This is a genomic window from Roseiconus nitratireducens, from assembly GCF_008629675.1.
GTDB classification, from domain to species: Bacteria; Planctomycetota; Planctomycetia; order Pirellulales; family Pirellulaceae; genus Stieleria; species Stieleria nitratireducens.
This window is the reverse complement of sequence record NZ_VWOX01000020.1, coordinates 96,763-109,605: the sequence shown is the minus strand read 5'-3', so window position 1 is coordinate 109,605 and position 12,843 is coordinate 96,763. Positions and strand designations below refer to the sequence as shown.

Genomic DNA, 12,843 nt, shown 5'->3' with positions numbered 1-12,843 from the left:
TCAGGCGAGCGTTGCTACGGACTTTCCACGCTACGGATTCTCCACGCTCTGGCGAGCGTGGATACGGCGAGCGTGGATACGGCCGATGCTCGTCGACGACCGTCGCTTGACGGTGGAGGCATCCGGGAGGCTCTTACTTGCCTTCCTTTTCCTTCCGCTTGGCCTCGATGATCTCTTCTTGGATGTTCGAGGGCGTTTCGCGGTAGGTCGCCAGTTCCATCGTGAACGTTCCCTGGCCTTGCGTCATGCTGCGCAGGTCGGTGGCATAACCGAACGTTTCGGACAACGGGATTTCAGCAATGATGATGCTGTTGCCGTCGACCACGTCGCTGCTGTTCATGATGCCTCGACGGCGAATGATGTCGCCGACGACGGTTCCCTGGAAGTCCTCGGGGCACTCGATTTCCATCTGCATGATGGGTTCGAGCAACTTCGGAGCGGCCTGTTTGAAGTACTCGCGGAAGCAGCCTTGGGCCGCGGTGTAGAACGCCTTTTCCGACGAGTCGACTTCGTGGAACGAGCCGTCGTTGAGATCGATTTTGGTTCCCACCACCGGGTATTCGGCCAACGGGCCTTTGTCCAGGATGTCTCGGAAGCCCTTCTCGATGGCCGGGATGTACTGCTTCGGAATCCGGCCGCCGACGATGTGCTCTTCGAATTCGAAGCTGCCTTCGCTGACCGACTCCAGCGGGCTAAGCGTGCCGACGATGTGAGCGAATTGCCCGGAACCACCGGTTTGCTTCTTGTGCTTGTAATTGAAGTCGACGGCGCGGGTCGGGCTTTCGCGGTAGCTGACCTTGGGTGCACCGACTTCGATCTCCACATCGTATTCGCGGCGGATACGTTCGATGTAGACTTCCAGGTGCAACTCACCCATGCCGCTGATCAGGATTTCGTTGGTTTCTTCATCGGTCATCACGCGGAAGGTGGGGTCTTCTTTGCGGAACCGTTGCAGGGCTTTGCCCATCTTGTCCCCGTCACCACGACTTTTGGGCGTCACGGCGATCTTGATCACCGGATCGGGAACGAACATGGATTCCAGCGTGCACTGGTCACGTTCGGCAGCGTAGGTGTCACCGCTGGCCGAATCGATGCCCATGACCGCGACGATGTCGCCGGCGCTGGCGGTATCGATCTCTTCGCGTTTGTCACTGTGCATGCGGACGATGCGGCTGAAGCGTTCCTTCTTGCTGGTCCGCTGGTTGAAGTAGCTGTCGCCCTTGGTGATGGTTCCCTGGTAGATCCGCATGAAGGTCAATTGGCCGAACGGATCGTCGACGATCTTGAATGCCATGCCGACAAACGGGGCTTCCGGATCGGGTTTCAGCAAGATGGCTTTCGATTCGTCCTGAGGATCGACACCTTTGATTTCCCGGTCCAAGGGGCTCGGCAGGTAGCGGTTGACCGCGTCCAGCAGCGGTTGGACGCCTTTGTTCTTGAACGCCGAACCCAGGTAGACCGGGGTGGCGCCGCCCAGGACGGCGTCGCGGGTGACCTTGTAGATCATTTCCAGCGGAACTTCTTCCTCGCTGAGCAGTAGTTCCATCATTTCGTCGCTGTACAACGACAGTTGCTCCAGCATGTGCGCGCGGGCCGCTTCGCACTTTTCCTTCAGGTTGTCGGGGACATCGCCGACATCGACGTTTTGTCCTTCGGTACCGGAGAAACGGTAGGACTTCATTTCGATCAGGTCGACGACGCCTTCGAAGTTATCTTCGGCCCCGATCGGGTACTGCATCAAGAACGCTTCGGCGCCCAGCTTTTCTCGCAGTTGGGTGACGACGCGGAACGGGTTGGCACCGGTGCGGTCCATCTTGTTGATGAACGCCAGGCGCGGCACCTGATAGCGTTTCATTTGGCGGTCGACCGTGATCGACTGGCTTTGCACGCCGCCGACGCTGCACAGCACCAGCACGGCGCCGTCCAGGACGCGCAACGAACGTTCCACCTCGACCGTGAAGTCGACGTGGCCGGGGGTATCGATCAGGTTGATCTTGTACCCCTTCCACTCCAGGCTGGTCGCGGCGCTGGTGATCGTGATCCCACGCTCTTTTTCCAGCTCCATGTGGTCCATGGTCGCCCCGTCGCCGCCGCCACGGACGTCTTCGATCTTGTGAATTCGACCGGCGTAAAACAGGATGCGTTCGCTGAGCGTGGTCTTGCCCGAGTCGATGTGGGCACTGATCCCGATGTTCCTAACTTTCTCCAATTTCATCTTCTTCACCTAGCTGTCGCAACCGACCGGAGATGTCTCGGGGACGCGGAACACAATTCGCGTCGACACGGATAGAAAGACCGAGAATGGTAGATCGGAGCAATTGATTTGGGGGGGCACCGGTCTTGCTCAGGGGCGCGGTCATCCGGCCGATCGAAGCAGACGCGTTACCAGGGGCAGGGGAGTCGGCCTCGCCGATTGGACGGAGCGGCCGGTGTTTCCCTGGGGAATTTTTGCGGAATATGGCAAAGGTTGGGCCAACCGAAAAGGGCAAATCAGTTGGGGGCGGGAAAGTGTTGGGGCAATTTCCCCCGGTTTTCACCGGCCCCATCGCTGATTCCCTCTTGCCCGCCGCCGCCGGCAACGGCATACTCCCACGCCCTGAAATTCTGGCGAGTCGATGAGCCGTTCCGGACGCGTGTTCCGTGAAAGCTCCTGTCTCACCGACCGTTGTGGCCGATTGCCGCAGCGGAGCTTCGCAGCGACCGAGTGAATGTCACCCGCCGCATCCGGGGTTCCGCCGGCGAGAATCGTCCGCCGCGTCCGTTCGCCCCCTTCTTGAGAGCCTAGCGTCATGCCTGCCCGTCCGATGAGCTCGCGTAGTCGAGCCCGAAAACGATCCCGCGTCCGGTCCCGTGCAAAGAAAAAGGACCCGATCTTCGTCGATGGCCATCGGCCGCGTCCGATGTACGTGGATTACAAGGACGTGGAACTGCTGAAAAAGATGATTAACCGCCAAGGCCGGATCGTCGGACGCCGCAAGAGTGGCTGCACCGCGGTCAGCCAGCACGCAGTGACCGCGGCGGTCAAACGGGCACGCTACATGGCCTTGCTGCCCTACGTTGGCGACTGATTCTGCGGCGACCGGCCGGCCCGCGCCGCCGGTCGGCTAGTCATCCAGCGTGGCCAGTCATCCAGCCTGGCCAGTCATCCAGCGTGGCCGATCAGGTCCAGTAGTGGCCGTTCAAGGGACCCGGAATCCGGCGGGGCAGTCATGAGTTTTCGCACCCGCCGCCGCGTCGAGTTTCGCGACACCGACGCCGCCGGAATCGTTCACTTCTCGGTGTTTTTTCCTTGGATGGAGTCCGCCGAGCACGAGATGCTCCGCTCGGTCGGGATCGATGTGCTGCCTCCGCACCCGGATCCGTCCGACCCGGCCGCCGCGCCGGATTATCAGCATCGTCCCATCACTTGGCCCCGCGTCCGCGCCGCGTGCGATTACACGGCGGCGGCCCGGTTTGAAGATTGGATCGAGGTCGACGCCCGGGTCCAACGTATCGGGCGTTCCAGTGTCGAGTACGCGTTCCGCTTCTCTCGCCAGCAGCGCGACGGGCAAGCCCAAGCCGTGGCCGAGGGATCGATTGTGACGGTTTGCTGCCGGTTGCATCCCGGCGGCGGGCTGGACAAGGTGGCGATCCCCCAGGACATCCGCGAAAAACTGGCCACGCTCCAGTGAGCTTGCTGGATTGCTGAGCTCGCTGGACGGCTTGCCCGAGCGGACCGCACGCGTGATCGAGCCGCCGGGACTTTCAGTCTGACTTCCCGGCCGGTTCCCTCGCAGCGGCGGACCGATTTGCGTCCCGGGGTCACCGCCAGAGTTCGCCCCGACGAGGACGGCTCGGCCGGAATCGAGAAAAATCCCTGGCGGCGGACAACCTTTTTGCCTCCGCTTGCGTAGCTGAAACGCGGCGGAGATGCTCTGCCCCATTTGTGCTTTTCCATTCATCAACGTTGCTGCTTCCGCCCATGGCTTCGTCAGTGCTCCCGGCTTTGGCCTCCCTACCCTCCACCCTGTCCCTGGATTTGCCGAGCCTGCCGCTGGGCCAGATCACCGAATGGCTTCCCGTTTGGGTGACGCCGATTTACGCCATCGCGGTGGGGTTGCTGCTGGGCGCCGCGGCGAGCGTCGTGGTGTATGGGGTTTTGGCCCTGCTTTCGTTTTTGCCGCCATTGGGCCGGATTGCCGATTCGCCGCGTCGCGGCAACATCCTGTCTCTGATTCTGGGCGCCGTGTTCGCCGCCGGGTTGTGTTACCTGTACGTTCCGCTGGCGGACACCTACAGCCAAACGTTGATCCTGCCTCTGGTCGCGATCGGGTTGGTGTTGGGATACGCGGTCATCTACGGCATGTGGCATCGCACCCGCAAGGAATGGGGCGAGATGCTGACCGAAGGGATCGTCCCCTACCTGTTGTCGATTGCCGGCATCTTCGTCCTGCTCGGATTGGCAGGGAGCTATTTTGTGGCCGAACCGATGACGTTTGTCCGTTCGGCCGCCCAGGTGAACCTGGTCGGCGATGGGACGCGTCGGTTGGAGCTGACGATCCCCGGGGCCGATCCGTCGGTCGGGCCTGACGAGGCGATCTTCCATCCGCAGCAGGTCGACTACGACCTGGCCAGTTTGTCCGAATTAACGATCGAAACCGACAAGACCGTCATGATCGCCGACGCGGCAGAGGTCCAGGACTTCAGTCGTGCGCCGACGCGGATCGATGCCGGTGAACGACTGACGTTCCGCTATGAAGACCGGGACGTGCCGCCCCTGCCCGGTGACCCGTCGCTGCTGCACATTCAAAACCGTGAACTCGACCCGGCGACCGTGGTGATCACGACGACGTCGGTGCCGAACATTCCCCAAATCTCTCAGGCGGTCGGCATCGGGATCTTCGTGTTTCTGTGCGTCAGCGGACTGGTCGCCTTCCGCCAGGCGGCTCCGCGCGTTTGGGCGCTGGCCCTTTCGACCGCGAAGAACGAAATGGCACAGACGCTGTACCTGATTTTGGTGGCGATGGGCGTGATCGGGGTGATCATCTTTTCCATCTATCCGTTCAACACGCTTGGTGACGACATCCGAATGTTCAAGGACAGCAGCGTCACCTTGATCATGGTGTTGGCGATGGTCCAGGCGGTGTGGAGTGCGGGCACGGCGGTCAGCGAAGAGATCGAGGGTCGGACCGCGTTGACGGTGCTTAGCAAGCCGGTTTCGCGGCGGTCATTCCTGCTGGGCAAGTACGCCGGAATCGTCATGACGGTGGCCGTGATGTTCGTGATCATCGGTGCTTTCCTGTTGGTCCTGATGGCCTACAAGCCGTTGTATGACGCTCGGGAAACGTCGCAAGCGGCTCCGGTCTGGCAGGTCGGGTTCGAGGAAATCATGTCGACCGTGCCGGTGCTGGGACTGTACTTCATGCAAACCATGATCATCGCCGCGATCGCTGTCGCGCTGGCCACCCGGTTGCCGTTGCTGGCCAACCTGATTCTGTGCTTTGTGATCTACGTGATCGGCAACCTGACGTCGCCCCTGGTTGCATCGGCCGAGGGAAATAATGAACTGGTCGCCTTCTTCGGCAACTTGATCGCCGTGGTCGTTCCCAACTTGAACGTGTTCAATGTGCAAAGTGCGCTCGACAGCGGAAACCAGGTGCCCTGGATCTACTTGGCCGGCGCTTTCAATTATCTTGTATGCTTCGCGGTCGCGATTTGGATGCTGGCCATGATCCTGTTTGAGGACCGCGATTTGGCATAACGAACGTTCACGGTTGGCCGGTCGACGCGTGTACATCGCCCGATCGGCCGGCGGTTTGGCGTGCGGGAATTCATCCGTCCCCGCGACCGTGAACGCGAAGAGCGTGTTTGACTATGCTGGTGCTGCTGTGGCGAGACCGCTTCAAGTCTCCGCGGCAGCAGGACTCCTTCGGTTTCCCGGCCGGTCCCGGTTCGGGGTGGGGCGAAGGCATCGGCATCAAGAACACGTTCTCATTGACGACATGAGGACACATCCGGGGAGCGGTTGCATTGAATCGACTACGCACTTTAGCGGCCGCACGACACGAACCTCAGGCGAGTCAGGGTTGGTTGCCATCCCTGTTCTGGGCCGCCCTGGCGGGCATCCTGGTGCCGATGTTGGTTTTGCTGGTGGGGTTGATTTCCAAGCTGATGGAAACGGGCCGGCTGGATGATTCGACGGTGCAGTTGGGCGTCAACTTATTCGTTTGGCTGCCGGAATCGTTCGTGCAGCAGCCTCCGCTGGGGCAATTGTCGCGGCTGGTCGCCCTGGGCTTTCTGATCACGTTGGTGTTCTGTTTTGCGGTGTGGCGTCATCGACGTTTGGCCGACCGCCGCGCAGCGGCAATCGTCAAAGGTTTGCACGAGAAAGTCTTGCGCCAGAGCGTGCGCCGAGCGGAGTTGGAAGGTGCAGCGGCGCAAAGCGTCAACGCCCAAAAGCTGATCGGGCGGCAATTGCCGTTGGTGCAAAACGGTTTGTCGCTGTGGTACCGAAGCATCCCGCGGAGCGTGATTCTGTTGGTCGGATGTGTGGCGGTGGCGCTGCTGGTTCACGTCTGGCTGGCCGTCATGGCGGTGTTGAGCGGGGCCGTGGTCTGGCGGCTGTACAACCAGGTTTACGAAACCGATTTGGATGAGAGTGGGAAGTGGGAGTTGCCGCAGTTGCGGGCCAAAATGGCGGCACTGGTCGGCAAGGCCCCGAAGATGGCCCGCTTGCAAACCGAGGGGCTCGCCGAGCAAACGTTCCGCACCGAACTGGATTTGCTGTACCAGCGATTGGCGGAAGAGGATGCGCGGCGAGGCCGGATTTGGCCGATCCTGTTTCTGGCCGTTTCGACCGCCACGGCGATCATGATTTTGGGGCTGGGGTTGAACCTGTTTGAAAGTGATTCGGGGCTCAGCCTGTCTTCGGCGGTTGTCCTGGCCCTGGCCCTCGTCGGTGCGATCTCGGCCGTGTGGCGTCTGTTGGGCATGGGCCAAATGATGCGGCACAGCGCCCCGGCCTGCGATGCCGTTTACGCGTACCTTCGACGCAGTGATGAGATCGCTCCGTCGGAGCAACGGATCGGATTTGCGGGGTTGCGTCAGGGCGTCGAATTTCGCGACGTGACGTTGTCCGATTCCCATGGCCAGCCGATCCTGAAGCATGTCACGACGGACTTTTCACCGCGTTCTCTGGTCGCCTTGTTGGGGACCGATTCGGTTTCGCCGCAGGCGATGGTGGAATTGCTGATGGGGTTCGGTCGGCCGTCGCAAGGTGAGGTCCGGATCGACGGGTTGCCGTTGTTGGATCTGCATCCGGCCTCGTTGGCCAAGAACGTGATGTGGATCGAACCCTCGGGGCCGCTGTGGGAGGGCACGATCGAGGAAAACCTGGCCGGCGGCGACAGCACCATCGGCAACGCGGACATCGTCGATGCGTTGAGAGAGGTGGACGCCTACGAGCAGGTCCAGCGGCTGGCCGATGGGCTGGGGACGTACGCCTCGGAGGGCGAGACATCGCTGTCGACCGAAGCGACGTATGCGATCGGAATCGCGCGGGCTCTGTTGCATCGGCCTCCGATTCTGTTGGTCGGTGAACCTCCCGCACCCAGCGCCCATTCCGGCGAAGATCCCTGCTTGAAAGCGATTTGCAAGCTACGCGATCAGGGTTCCCTGGTGGTTTTGTTGCCGCGGCGGCTGCAGTCCCTGCGGTCGGCCGATCGCGTGATCTTGCTCAACGGTGCCAGTCTGGCGGGCGAAGGCAAGCACGCCGAACTGCTTAATGACAGCGATCTCTATCGCCACCTGAACTACCTGCTGTTCAATCCCTACCGGCACGGCAGATGATCGTGTCGTCGATCGACGGCGCGATCGGTTGGCCGGTCGCCCTGTACGCGGTGACCATCACGATGCTCAGCGTCGCCTCGTTCACGCTTTACGGCATGGACAAGCGGCGCGCCCAGCTTGACGGGCCGCGGATCCCCGAGCGGACGCTGCACACCGTGGATCTGGTGGGCGGCTGGCCGGGAGGCTGGTTGGCCCGACGCGTCTTTCGTCACAAGACGCGAAAGCTTTCCTTCGTGGTGGCGTTCTGGTTGACCGTCGTGCTGCACTTGGGATGCGTCGGTGTCGCCGCGTACCTTTGGTTGGGATAAGAGAATCGTGGCGCACCGGCTTCCCCCTTGCCTTCGTCTCGCAGGGACGACAGCATCTTGGGGGCACCGGCGAAAAGCTCCAGGCCCTATCGGTCTCGGCGGCGTCACACTTCCCGATGTTCCGCTCCAGTTCAGAACTGGATCTGGTACTTGTCCGTCATGGCTCGACGCGTTTCGGCGGTCATCTTGTCGATCTGGTTGAGCGCGCCTTTGTAGTTCGCGTAGGCGTTGCCGCGAGCGTAGGCTTGCGTCACCTGTTGATAGTCGGTGGTCGAGTTGGCGTCGTAGTAACCGTTGCCGTAGTACCCGCTATTCAAGCTTTGGCTGGCGTTGATTTTTCCGGCCTGGATGTTGGTCTGTCGGACCGCCAAGGCGTTGCCGCGAAGCAGTTCGGCGACGTTGGTGCCGTATTGGACCATTTCCGGGTCGACGCCCAAGGTTCCCAACTCATCGATTTGGCGGGCCCGCTGGTCATTCCATTTCGCCAAGGCGCCGGTGGTTTGCGCACTGTGTTTGCGAGTCCGTTCGATGATTGCGTTGACCTCGTCAAAGTAATTCTTGGTCTGGTAGGCGACCTTCTGGCTTTCGCTGCCGGCGTCGTCGGACAATTTCCGGCCGACCTGGCGAGCCTGGCCTTGCAGGCTGAAGACGCCCATCAGGCCGCTGAGCGTGGCTTCGGTGATCGTCCCTTGAAGGGCCATCTGGTTGTCTTTGACCGAAACTTTCCAGCTGAGCACTTCGGGGGCAGCGGTCCCATTGCGGCTGAGGATCTCGCCCAGCAGGTCGGCCGCAATCGGCTTGAGACCGGCGGGCGACTTGCCGAAATCAACGGTCAGAATGCATTCATCCAAACTGCGTCGTCCGATGATGATGCGGGCCCCCTTGATCGACGCCAGAATTCCCGCGACCGTTTCCGGTTGCTGGGATTTGAGCGATTCAAAGCCTTCCAGTTTCTTTGCCATCGGCACCGGGGAAAATGCATCGGCGAGGTCAACGGCAAACATCATCGAGAGATAGTTTTCTGACTGTTTCGCCTGCGTCTCCAGATACTCCGAGTGACTGGAGTTCAGGGTCGGCGAGAGCCACCCGGATAGCAGTGACCGGTCCGCCGGACGCAGAATGCCCACGCGGTTTTCCTCCCCGGGCACCAGGTAGGACTGGTTGGGGGTCCAAACAACATCTTTGCCCTCGATCTGGTCCACGTAACCACCGACTTTGTCGGCGAGCATTTTGGCGTCGACCGCTCGTTGCAGCGTGGCGTAACCGGCTTCCCAGCGGGGCTTCAGCGACATCAGTTCCAGCTTGGAAATGAACCAGTATTCGTCCAACGAACCGGCAATTTCGCGAGAGAATCCCGCGTCGGACATCAACGAGTTCAGTGATTTCACGTTGACGTACCCGACCACGTTGGGCGGGGCCGGTGTGCGGTCCAGAAGCAATGCCAGCTTTTCATCTTCCGCGAACCCGCGGGTGGCGGGCAGGACGGCGGCGAGCACGGCCAGGCAACAAAGAAATCGATGAATCATGTTTCAGGTCTCAAGGAAATGATGGCTCGGAGAAGACGTCGCCGTGCATTTCGCCGTGCATTTCGCAGGGCAGCGTGATCGGGCCCACGCGAGTTTTCGGATAGGTCATGCCGGCGATCGTTGGCGCCCAGCGGTGCGGCGACCGTGCGGGGATCCGCCGACATTGTAATTCGATCTGTCGGGCGGGCAGAGACGACCGAAGACCGTTCGGCCGCGGTTTTTATGGATCACCGCGCGCCATTAGAGCGCAGCGGGTCCGGCCGATGTGCTTGCGCCGATTGCGGTCGGGGCGTCGGGCGCCCCACGCTGGGCGCCTCACGCCGAACGTCTCTCACCGGGCCGGAACCGGGCTCCTCGCCGGTCTGCAGGCCTGCACCTTTCGCCGACGAAGCACTCTTGACCCGGGGGGCGACCGCCTGCTAATCGAAAACCGACTTCTCCCGGGCGCCGCCCGAATGCCCGCATCCGCACAAAAAAAACATCGAAAGCTCATGTCCAGCAAGGTCGGTCGCCAACTGAAGAGTCGATTTGCCGTCCCCTACGCCTGCTACAAGCTGATTTCGACCCGGCGGTCGCTGATTCGGCAATCGGGTTGGATCCAGAGCATTCGCACCAGCACCCCGTGTAGCGAAAGCGGCGATCCCGTGCCGTGGATGAATTACTCGATGGTGGAATTGCTGGAAGAGCGGCTTCGCAAAACCCACGACGTGTTCGAATTTGGCAGCGGCTTTTCCACGTGCTTTTTCGGCCAACATTGCCGGCAGGTCGTGTCCGTCGAATACGACCGGAGCTGGTATGACCGCGTCCAGGAGCTGATTCCGGACAACGCCCGGGTGATCTTCCAGCCACGTGACACCGACGGAGACTACTGTCGGGCGATCGCGCAGTGCGAGCAATCCTTCCACGTGGTCGTGGTCGATGGCCAGGACCGCGTCAACTGCATCCGGCAAGCCTTGGGCCATCTGGAACCCGACGGGATCGTGCTGCTGGATGACTCCGATCGGGCCGACTACCAGCCCGGGTTTGCCGCGCTGGCCGACGCGGGATTCAAATCGCTGAGCATCGGTGGGTTGAAACCGGGAAGCCCTTGCCGCCATCAGACGACGATCTTTTACCGTCCGGACAACTGTTTCGGTCTGTAGCGCGACCCGTGACCCTGCCGGTCGAGTTGACACTTTCCTGGCCGGCGAGCGGGCTGGCAGGCGAGTTGGGCGAAATCGCTGTTCTTCTCGATATCTGAATTACCTACACTGCGTTTCCTACCACCGGCCAACGCGCCCTTGCCGGCGGTTGCCGCTCTGCCCCCGGGAAAGGAATCTCCGCCATGCGTGTTGCCTTGCACCGTCTCCGTTACCTTGCCGTCGCCGTCGCGCTGTCGCTGGGCAATACGGCCTGGGGACAATTGAATCCGGCGCCCCTGCAGCCGATCGGTCAGCCAGAGTCACCGCAGACCGCGATGCCTCAGACGGCGATGCCTCAGACCGCGATGCCTCAGACCATCGCTAATTCGGTCCAGGACCAGACCGTGTTGGCGGCAAGCACGGTGCTGAACGAGGCGATGTCGTCGCCCCTGAACCGGATCCCGGAATCCATGCTGGCCAATTGCCACGGGGTGGCGATCATTCCCAACGTGATCAAGGGCAGCTTCATCGTTGGCGCGCGGCACGGAAAAGGATTGCTGTTCGTTCGTGATCCCGAAGGCGTTTGGCATGCTCCGATGTTTGTGACGCTCACCGGCGGCAACGTCGGCTGGCAGATCGGAGTCCAATCGTCCGATATCGTGCTGGTGTTCAAGACCGCCCGCAGCATCCAGGGGATCCTGTCTGGCAAGTTGACGCTGGGAGCCGACGCGGCTGCGGCGGCCGGACCGGTGGGCCGCCAGACTGCCGTTGCCACCGACGGTCAACTGCAAGCCGAAATCTATTCCTACTCACGCAGCCGCGGTTTGTTTGCAGGCGTTTCGATCGACGGCTCGGTACTTCGGTTGGACCAGCTATCCACCGGTGCCTACTATCGCAGCCCGGGCCCGGGGCAGAGCGTGGTTGTACCGCCCCAGGCGGTGCAATTGACGCAACAGATCGCCGCCTACGCGGGAACGCCGATCTCCGGTGCCTCGCCTGAAGCGACCGGGGCTTTCGGCAATCCCGAGTTTCCTCAGCGCTACGCCGCCAGCGAACCGGATCTGTTGCGAGATCAAATGCTGCAATTGGCACCGGAGCTGTTCGAATTGTTGGATGCCAACTGGCAAGCCTACTTGGCGCTGCCGCTGATTCCTCAGGGACAGCAGCACGCCGATCCCGCAGCGGTTGCCGAAGCGTTGTCGCACTACGACGCGGTGGCCAATGATCCGCGGTTTGAACAACTGGCGTCGCGACCCGAGTTCCGTTCGGTGCATGGGTTGCTCAAGCATTACCAGCACGCGTTGGCACCGCAGCCCGGCAATCTGCAGTTGCCGCCGCCGCCGCAATCCTGAAACGTCCCTGCTCACGCGGCACGGTGAACGACGCCATCAAACGGTTGGTGACGCGTCCTCGCCGCCGCGCTGCTGCCGGATCTCGGCGACCTTCTCGGGAAGCTTCTTGATCCGAAAGGCGAACACGATCAGACCGATGCCGGCCAGGATCGCGAACACACCCAGGATTCGGATCATCGTCAGACCGAACAGCATCGGGGCCAGAACCAGGATGATTCCGAACAGCACCAGTAGCGCGCCTTCGGCAATCAACCACCCCTCGCCCTCCATTTCGGCACGATGCTGGATCGCCGCAACGATCTCGAACACGCCTGCGAGGATCGTCGTGAACGCAATCAAGTACACGATGGCAGTTGCGGTGATGCCCGCGACCAGCACGGGATTGGCAAACACAAAGATGCCGACCAGTCCGACCAGGATCCCGCGAACGATGCTCCATGTCCGTGTCGGTGTCTGACCGATGACCCCCGCGACGATCGACAGGACGCCGTCGAGCACCAAAAAGAACCCGATCACTTGGGCGAAAACCGCCAAAGTCATTCCGGGATTGATCAACGCGTACACACCCAGAAACAGCAACAGGATGCCGCGCAACAGTGGCAACCACCACAAGCTTGCGATCTGATCGGCCATCGGACGGGTGGAACCCGGTTGGGGCGGTGTCGAAAGGTTGTCGGACATCTTGGATCCCATTGCGAAAAAGGAATGA

Annotated in this window: 10 protein-coding genes; 7 read left to right on the top strand and 3 right to left on the bottom strand. The window is 61.4% G+C overall.

Annotated features, from left to right (window positions below):
* Window positions 1-133 precede the first annotated feature (133 nt).
* Window positions 134-2,215: an elongation factor G gene (fusA, locus tag FYK55_RS24930; protein WP_150079341.1), complete on the bottom strand. Its 2,082-nt coding sequence runs from the start codon at window positions 2,213-2,215 to the stop codon at window positions 134-136.
* Between the two features lie 685 nt (window positions 2,216-2,900).
* Between fusA and rpsR the strand changes: the two genes are divergently transcribed.
* The 5 genes from rpsR (at window position 2,901) to FYK55_RS24905 (ending at window position 8,135) form a co-directional block, all read left to right on the top strand.
* Window positions 2,901-3,068, top strand: coding sequence for a 30S ribosomal protein S18 (gene rpsR, locus FYK55_RS29840; RefSeq protein WP_235908959.1), 168 nt, complete (start codon window positions 2,901-2,903; stop codon window positions 3,066-3,068).
* A 141-nt stretch (window positions 3,069-3,209) separates the two neighbouring features.
* The gene (locus FYK55_RS24920) at window positions 3,210-3,671 is read left to right on the top strand and encodes an acyl-CoA thioesterase (RefSeq protein ID WP_150079340.1); all 462 of its coding nucleotides are present in this window, start codon (window positions 3,210-3,212) and stop codon (window positions 3,669-3,671) included.
* A gap of 290 nt (window positions 3,672-3,961) precedes the next feature.
* Complete coding sequence (locus FYK55_RS24915) at window positions 3,962-5,740, top strand: ABC transporter permease (RefSeq protein WP_235908958.1); 1,779 nt, start codon at window positions 3,962-3,964, stop codon at window positions 5,738-5,740.
* Window positions 5,741-6,009: 269 nt separating this feature from the next.
* Entirely contained in the window at window positions 6,010-7,827 is a 1,818-nt protein-coding gene (locus tag FYK55_RS24910; RefSeq protein WP_150079339.1) for an ATP-binding cassette domain-containing protein, read from the top strand.
* 2 nt (window positions 7,828-7,829) lie between these two features.
* Window positions 7,830-8,135 carry a DUF1294 domain-containing protein gene (locus FYK55_RS24905; protein ID WP_235908957.1) on the top strand — a complete coding sequence of 102 codons (306 nt, stop codon included), beginning with the start codon at window positions 7,830-7,832 and terminating at the stop codon, window positions 8,133-8,135.
* Window positions 8,136-8,266: 131 nt separating this feature from the next.
* On the opposite strand, the gene FYK55_RS24900 is transcribed toward FYK55_RS24905, so the two are convergent.
* A complete protein-coding gene (locus FYK55_RS24900; protein ID WP_150079337.1) occupies window positions 8,267-9,661 on the bottom strand; it encodes a hypothetical protein in 1,395 nt (464 codons plus the stop codon).
* Window positions 9,662-10,152: 491 nt separating this feature from the next.
* Here FYK55_RS24900 and FYK55_RS24895 point away from each other — a divergent pair, with 491 nt between their 5' ends.
* Together FYK55_RS24895 and FYK55_RS24890 are read left to right on the top strand one after the other, a co-directional pair.
* Entirely contained in the window at window positions 10,153-10,803 is a 651-nt protein-coding gene (locus FYK55_RS24895) for a class I SAM-dependent methyltransferase (RefSeq protein ID WP_150079336.1), read from the top strand.
* A 314-nt stretch (window positions 10,804-11,117) separates the two neighbouring features.
* A complete protein-coding gene (locus FYK55_RS24890; protein WP_235908961.1) occupies window positions 11,118-12,134 on the top strand; it encodes a lipid-binding SYLF domain-containing protein in 1,017 nt (338 codons plus the stop codon).
* A 36-nt stretch (window positions 12,135-12,170) separates the two neighbouring features.
* On the opposite strand, the gene FYK55_RS24885 is transcribed toward FYK55_RS24890, so the two are convergent.
* On the bottom strand, window positions 12,171-12,815 hold the full coding sequence (locus FYK55_RS24885; protein WP_235908956.1) for an HdeD family acid-resistance protein: 645 nt from the start codon (window positions 12,813-12,815) through the stop codon (window positions 12,171-12,173).
* Window positions 12,816-12,843: the final 28 nt, after the last annotated feature.

Bases quoted from the DNA above. Each gene is read 5' to 3' on its own strand.
- fusA (WP_150079341.1), bottom strand. From the start codon at position 2,215: ATGAAATTGGAGAAAGTTAGGAACATCGGGATCAGTGCCCACATCGAC.
- rpsR (WP_235908959.1), top strand. From the start codon at position 2,901: ATGTACGTGGATTACAAGGACGTGGAACTGCTGAAAAAGATGATTAAC.
- FYK55_RS24920 (WP_150079340.1), top strand. From the start codon at position 3,210: ATGAGTTTTCGCACCCGCCGCCGCGTCGAGTTTCGCGACACCGACGCC.
- FYK55_RS24915 (WP_235908958.1), top strand. From the start codon at position 3,962: ATGGCTTCGTCAGTGCTCCCGGCTTTGGCCTCCCTACCCTCCACCCTG.
- FYK55_RS24900 (WP_150079337.1), bottom strand. From the start codon at position 9,661: ATGATTCATCGATTTCTTTGTTGCCTGGCCGTGCTCGCCGCCGTCCTG.
- FYK55_RS24895 (WP_150079336.1), top strand. From the start codon at position 10,153: ATGTCCAGCAAGGTCGGTCGCCAACTGAAGAGTCGATTTGCCGTCCCC.
- FYK55_RS24890 (WP_235908961.1), top strand. From the start codon at position 11,118: ATGCCTCAGACGGCGATGCCTCAGACCGCGATGCCTCAGACCATCGCT.
- FYK55_RS24885 (WP_235908956.1), bottom strand. From the start codon at position 12,815: ATGTCCGACAACCTTTCGACACCGCCCCAACCGGGTTCCACCCGTCCG.